Source organism: Methylobacterium sp. NEAU K (genome assembly GCF_030700285.1).
Lineage (GTDB): Bacteria > Pseudomonadota > Alphaproteobacteria > Rhizobiales > Beijerinckiaceae > Methylobacterium.
Map to the genome: position 1 here is coordinate 160,145 of NZ_JAUYZJ010000010.1, position 6,278 is coordinate 166,422.

The 6,278-nt window shown below is 70.1% G+C and carries 4 protein-coding genes; all 4 read left to right on the plus strand.

Features of this window, described 5'->3' with window-relative positions:
- Window positions 1-6 precede the first annotated feature (6 nt).
- On the plus strand, window positions 7-1,584 hold the full coding sequence (locus Q8W67_RS10935; RefSeq protein WP_305545061.1) for a class I adenylate-forming enzyme family protein: 1,578 nt from the start codon (window positions 7-9) through the stop codon (window positions 1,582-1,584).
- Between the two features lie 58 nt (window positions 1,585-1,642).
- Window positions 1,643-2,575 carry an AEC family transporter gene (locus Q8W67_RS10940; protein ID WP_305545064.1) on the plus strand — a complete coding sequence of 311 codons (933 nt, stop codon included), beginning with the start codon at window positions 1,643-1,645 and terminating at the stop codon, window positions 2,573-2,575.
- Between the two features lie 24 nt (window positions 2,576-2,599).
- Window positions 2,600-4,330, plus strand: coding sequence for a thiamine pyrophosphate-binding protein (locus tag Q8W67_RS10945; RefSeq protein WP_305545067.1), 1,731 nt, complete (start codon window positions 2,600-2,602; stop codon window positions 4,328-4,330).
- Between the two features lie 59 nt (window positions 4,331-4,389).
- The coding region (locus tag Q8W67_RS10950; RefSeq protein WP_305545069.1) for a TRAP transporter large permease subunit at window positions 4,390-6,278 on the plus strand (1,889 nt) is incomplete at its 3' end.

Genomic DNA, 6,278 nt, shown 5'->3' on the forward strand with positions numbered 1-6,278 from the left:
CTCGCTATGAAAGAGCTTCTGACGCTCGGGCAGATGCTCGCGGTGCATGCCCGACTCGCACCGGAGCGCCTCGGCGCCCGCGACCTGGAACGGTCGATGACGTTCCGCCTGTGGAACGCGCGCGCCTGTCGCTTGGCCAACGCGCTCCTCGGTCTCGGCCTGGAAAAGGGTGCCCGCGTCGCGGTCCTCGCCTATAACTGTGTCGAGTGGGCGGAGATCTATGCGGCGACCGCCAAGGCCGGACTCGTCGCGGTGCCGATCAATTTCCGGCTCGTCGGCCCCGAGATCCGCTTCATCGTGACCAACGCCGAGGCGTCGGCCCTGATCGTCCAGGACGAGCTGGCCGGCGTCCTCGAGGAGGTCAAGACCGGGCTCGGCCTGCCGGAGGGCAACGTCGTCCATTTCGGTCGGGCCCCCTGCCCGAAGGGCTACCGGGACTACGAGACGCTCCTCGCGTCCGCGAGCGACGCCGAGCCGGACGTCGCCGTCGCCTCGGCCGACCCTTGGATGCTGATGTACACCTCGGGCACCACCGGCAGCCCGAAGGGCGCGATCCGCAGCCATCGCGGTGCGAGCCTCATGGCGTTGTGCACCGAGATCGAACTCGGCATCCACCGCGACGACGGGGCGCTCCTCGTCATGCCGATGTGCCACGCCAATTCGCTCTATTTCTTCGGGGCGTTCAGCTATTGCGGAGGCGCGACGACGATCTACTCGCGCAAGAGCTTCGACCCGGAACACTGCCTGCGCACCCTGGCCGAGGGCGGCTCGACCTTCACGTCGCTCGTGCCGACCCACTACATCATGATGCTCGGCCTCTCGGCGAAGGAGAGTTCGCGCTACGACCTCGACCGCGTGACGAAGCTGATGATCTCCTCCGCGCCCGCCCGGCAGGAGACCAAGCGGGCGGTGATGGGCCTGTTCCACAATTCGGGCCTGTACGAGCTCTACGGCGCCACCGAGACTGGCTGGGTGACGATGCTGCACCCCCGCGACCAGTTCACGAAGCTCGGTTCAGTCGGGCGCGAATGCGTCGGCTCGGCGCCGATCCGGCTCCTCGACGCGGACGGCAACGAGGTGCCGGACGGAGAAACTGGCGAACTCTATTCCTGCAACCCCTATACGTTCGACGGCTACTGGAAGCTGCCGGAGAAGACGGCCGCCGCCTTCCGGGGCGACCATTGCACGGTGGGCGACATGGCCCGGCGTGATGCGGACGGATTCATCCAGCTCGTCGACCGCAAGAGCAACCTGATCATCAGCGGTGGCGAGAATGTCTATCCGTCCGAGGTCGAGGCGGCTCTGGGCGCCCATCCCTGCGTGCAGGACGTCGCGGTGATCGGCCTGCCCGATCCGAAGTGGGGGGAGCGCGTCCACGCCGTCATCGTGCTCCATCCGGGCGCCACCCTGGCCGAGGCCGACCTGATTGGCTGGAGCCGGGAGCGGCTGGCCGGCTACAAGCGGCCGCGCACCTGCTCGTTCGTCGCGGCCGAGACCGTGCCGCGCAATGCCACCGGCAAGGTCCTCTACCGGGTGCTCAAGGAGCAGTTCAGCGCCGGGCCCGGCACGGGCGTGCCGGCTTGACGAACGCTCGCGATGCCGCTCCCGCCGCCCGTCTCTGTCGCCGCCCGCGGATGGTCCGATGCAGGCCGTCCTGAACGCAGCCGTCCCGATCTTCGCGCTGATCCTCGTCGGTTTCCTGTGCGGCCGTCTGGGCGCGTTCGCGCGCGAGGCGACCGACAGCATCAACCGCTTCGCGGTCTATCTCGCGCTGCCGGCGCTGATCTTCACCACGATGGCCCGGATCACACCGGCCGAAATCGGGCAGTTCGGCTTCGCCACGGGGTTCGCGGGGGGAATCGCCGTCACCTTCGCCTTGGCCTTCTGGCTCGCGCGGCGGCGCGGCGGCTCGATGGCGGATGCCAGCATCGAGGGGCTGGACGCGGGCTACAGCAACGTCGGCTTCATGGGCATTCCGCTGTGCCTGCTCGTGTTCGGACCGGACGGGCTGCCGGCGGCGGTGATCGCGACGCTGTTCACCGCCTGCGTCCTGTTCCTCACCGCGATCGTCTTGGTCGAACTCGACCTGCGCCGGGGCGCCGGTCGTCTCGGCGCCATGCGTCGGGTCGCGGTCTCGCTGCTGCGCAACCCGTTGTTTCTCGCGCCGATCGCCGGGCTCGGCGTCGGCCTCACCGGTCTGCCGCTGCCGCTGCCGCTGGAGACCGCCGCCAAGCTCCTCGGCGGCGCGGCCTCTCCCTGTGCTCTGATCTGCATCGGACTGTTCCTCGCACAAGAGAGTGCGCTAGCCGGCAATGCCCGCCAGATCGGCCTTCTGGTCGTCCTGAAGCTCCTGTTTCAGCCGGCCGTGACAGCCCTGTTCGTCTTCGGGCTCTTCGACATGCCCCCGCTCTGGGCGCGGGCGGCGGTGCTGCTCAGCGCGCTGCCGATCGGCTCGGGACCCTTCACCATCGCCAAGCTCTACGGCTTGCAGACGGGCGTGACGTCCGGGGCGATCCTGATCTCGCACCTCGTCTCCGTCCTCACCGTCTCGGCCCTCGTCGCGTGGCTCGGCTGAGCCAGCCAGGAAAGGATCCTACCCATGCAGGTCACCGCCGATAGCGTCGCCGCCCTGCTCGCCAAGTCGCTGAAGGCGCGCGGCGTCGAGCGGGTCTTCGCCCTGTGCGGCGGGCACATCATGCCGATCTGGATGTGGCTCGACGCGGAGGGCATCGCGATCGTCGACGTGCGCGACGAACGCGCCGCCGTGCACATGGCGCAGGCGCATGCCGAAGTGACGGGGCGCCTCGGCGTGGCCCTGGTGACGGCCGGCCCCGGCATGACGAACGCCGTGACGGGTATCGCCAACGCCCACGTCTCGCGCGCGCCGGTCCTGGTGATCTCGGGAACGAGCCCGCGGGCGCAGGAGGGCCGCGGGGGCCTTCAGGATCTCGACCACACGGCGATCGTGCGCTCGATCACCCGCTACGCCCGTACCGTGCGCGAGCCGTCCCTTGCATTGGCCGAGTTCGACGAGGCGATCTCCCGCGCGCTTGGCGAGGGCGGCGAGCCGGGCCCCGCCTACATCGACTTCCCAACCGACACCCTGCGCGCGCCGGTGCCGAAGGCCCTGCAGCTGCCCGAGCACCTCACGCGCCGGCCGTATTCCCTGGGCCGGCCCGACCCCGACAGGATCGCCGCGGCCGTCGAGCTGCTGTGGTCCGCCCGGCGCGTCCTGGTGATCTCGGGGCGCGGCGCCCGGGGAGCCGGGCCGGAGCTGACGGCGCTCCTCGACCGGCTCGGCGCGGTCTACCTCGACACCGGCGAGAGCCGCGGCCTCGTGCCCGACAGTCACCCCTCGGTGATCGCCGCCATGCGGGGCGCTGTGATGGGCGATGCCGATGTGGTTCTCACCGTCGGCCGCCGCCTCGATTTCCAGCTCGCCTACGGCTCCCCGGCGGTATTCGGGAACGCCCAGTTCGTGCGCATCGCCGATATCCCGCAGGAACTGCGCGACAACCGCCGCGGTGCGGTGGAGATCCTCTCGGCGGCGGCCCCCGCCCTCCGGGCCCTGGTCGAGATCGCGGGGAACCGCCCCTCCTCCGTCGACCGGGACTGGGCGGGCAAGCTCCGCGCGAACCACGAAGGCCGCGCGAAGAAGCTCCGCCAGACGATGGCGGAGGCGCCCAACGGCAGCGATGGCCGGCTTCACCCGAACCGCGTGATCTCCGCCCTTCAGGAAGCGATCGGCGACGAAGCCATCGTGATCACCGACGGGGGCGATTTCCTGAGCTTTGCCCGCGTCGGCCTGTCGGCGCCGACCATGCTCGATCCGGGGCCGTTCGGCTGCATCGGCGTCGGGGTGCCCTATGGGATCGCCGCGAGCCTCGCTCAGCCGGACAAGACCGTACTGGTCGCGACAGGCGACGGCGCCTTCGGTTTCAACGCCATCGAACTGGACACGGCAGCGCGTCATAAGGCGCCGGTGCTGATCGTCGTGGCCAACAACGGCGCGTGGCAGATCGAGGTGCATGATCAGACCGTTACCCACGGAAAGATCGTCGGAACCCGGCTTCAGTTCAGCGATCACGCCGCGATGGCCCGCGCCTTCGGCATGCATGGGGAGCGCGTGGAAACCGCCGAGCAGCTCGGACCGGCGATCGCGCGCGCGCTCGCCAATCGGCCGGCGCTTCTCGACATTGTGGTGACCCCCGAAGCCGTCTCATCCGACGCCAAAACCGGCCTCGCTTGGGTCCCCGACCTTCAGCCGCTGGCCGCCTGGGACGAGGCGGAACGGAAATGGCGTGCGACGGGTACGACCGAGACACCGTAGATCGATAACGCGACGAACCGGGCGGCAGTCCCGGCGTCACCGCCTGAAGGGAGGGCGCCATGCAGATCGACATCGCGGCGGTGGAGAGTGCGGCGGGTCTTGAGCTGGCAGGTCCGCCCCTGCGCGCGCGGCCGTGGCTGCGCCGGTTGGACGACGGGCTGGGCTACCTCGTGGAGATCCCGGCGGCGCTGCTCGTGCTGGCCGAGATCGGCGTGCTGCTCGGCGGGGTGGTGAGCCGCTACGTGTTCCGTGAACCGCTGGTCTGGTCGGACGAACTGGCCTCGATCCTGTTCCTGTGGCTCGCCATGCTGGGCGCCGTGGTCGCCTTCCGCCGCGCCGAGCACATGCGCATGACCGCGCTCGTCGCCATGAGCGGCCCGCGCCTGCGCGCCTTCCTGGAGACGGTCGCCCTGGTGGCCGGCCTGATCTTCGTGGCGCTGCTGCTGGAGCCGGCCTGGGAGTTCGCCAGCGAGGAGGCCTTCGTCCAGACGCCCGCGCTGGAACTCAACAACGCCTGGCGGGCCGCCGCCCTGCCGGTCGGCCTCGGCCTCATGCTGGTCGTCGCGGCGATCCGCCTGCTGGAGACCGCCGACTGGCGCCTGACCGTGGGCGCGCTGGCGCTGGGCGGGGGCCTCGCCGCCGGGCTGGTGGCGCTCCAGCCCTGGTTCGCGGGGCTGGGCAACCTCAATCTGCTGCTGTTCTTCGTCCTCGGCGTCGGCGCGCTGGTCTTCTCCGGCGTGCCGATCGCCTTCGCGTTCGGGTTGTCGACCTTCGCCTACATCACGCTCACCACCAACGCGCCCTCGATGGTGGTGGTCGGGCGCATGGACGAGGGCATGAGCCACCTCATCCTGCTGGCCGTGCCGCTGTTCGTCTTCCTCGGCCTGCTGATCGAGATGACCGGCATGGCCCGGGCCATGGTGGGCTTCCTGGCGAGCCTGCTCGGCCACGTGCGCGGCGGGCTGCACTACGTGCTGGTCGGGGCGATGTACCTCGTGTCGGGCATCTCCGGCTCGAAGGCGGCCGACATGGCCGCGGTCGCGCCCGTGCTGTTCCCCGAGATGAAGGCGCGGGGCGCCAAGGAGGGCGACCTCGTGGCGCTCTTGGCCACGACGGGCGCGCAGACCGAGACGATCCCGCCCTCGATCGTGCTGATCACCATCGGCTCGGTCACGGGGGTGTCGATCACCGCCCTGTTCACCGGCGGCCTGCTGCCGGGCCTCGTGCTCGCCGTGACGCTCTGCGCGCTCGTGTGGTGGCGCTATCGCGGCGAGGACCTGAGCCACGTCGCCCGGCCCGCGCGGCGGGTCATCGGCCGGGCCTTCGTGGTGGCGGTGCCGGCGCTGGCGCTGCCCTTCGTGATCCGCTTCGCGGTGGTCGAGGGCATCGCCACCGCCACCGAGGTCTCGACCATCGGGATCGTCTATGCCGCATTGGCAGGGCTGCTGATCTACCGTCAGTTCGACTGGCGGCGGCTCTACCCGATGCTGGTGACGACCGCGACGCTGTCGGGGGCGATCCTGCTGATCATCGGCGCGGCCACCGGCATGGCCTGGGCGCTGACCCAGTCGGGCTTCTCGCAGACGCTGGCGGTGACGATGAAGAGCCTGCCCGGCGGGGCGATCGGCTTCCTGTTCGTGTCGGCGGCGGCCTTCATCGTGCTGGGCTCGGTGCTGGAGGGCATCCCGGCGATCGTGCTGTTCGGCCCGCTGCTGTTCCCGATCGCCCGGCAGGTCGGCGTGCACGAGGTCCACTACGCGATGGTGGTGATCCTCGCCATGGGCATCGGATTGTTCGCGCCGCCCTTCGGCGTCGGCTACTACGCCGCCTGCGCCATCAGCCGGATCCACCCGGACGCCGGCATGCGCCCGATCGTCGGCTACATCCTGGCCCTCCTGGTCGGCCTCCTCGCCATCATCCTCGTCCCCTGGTTCTCCATCGGATTCCT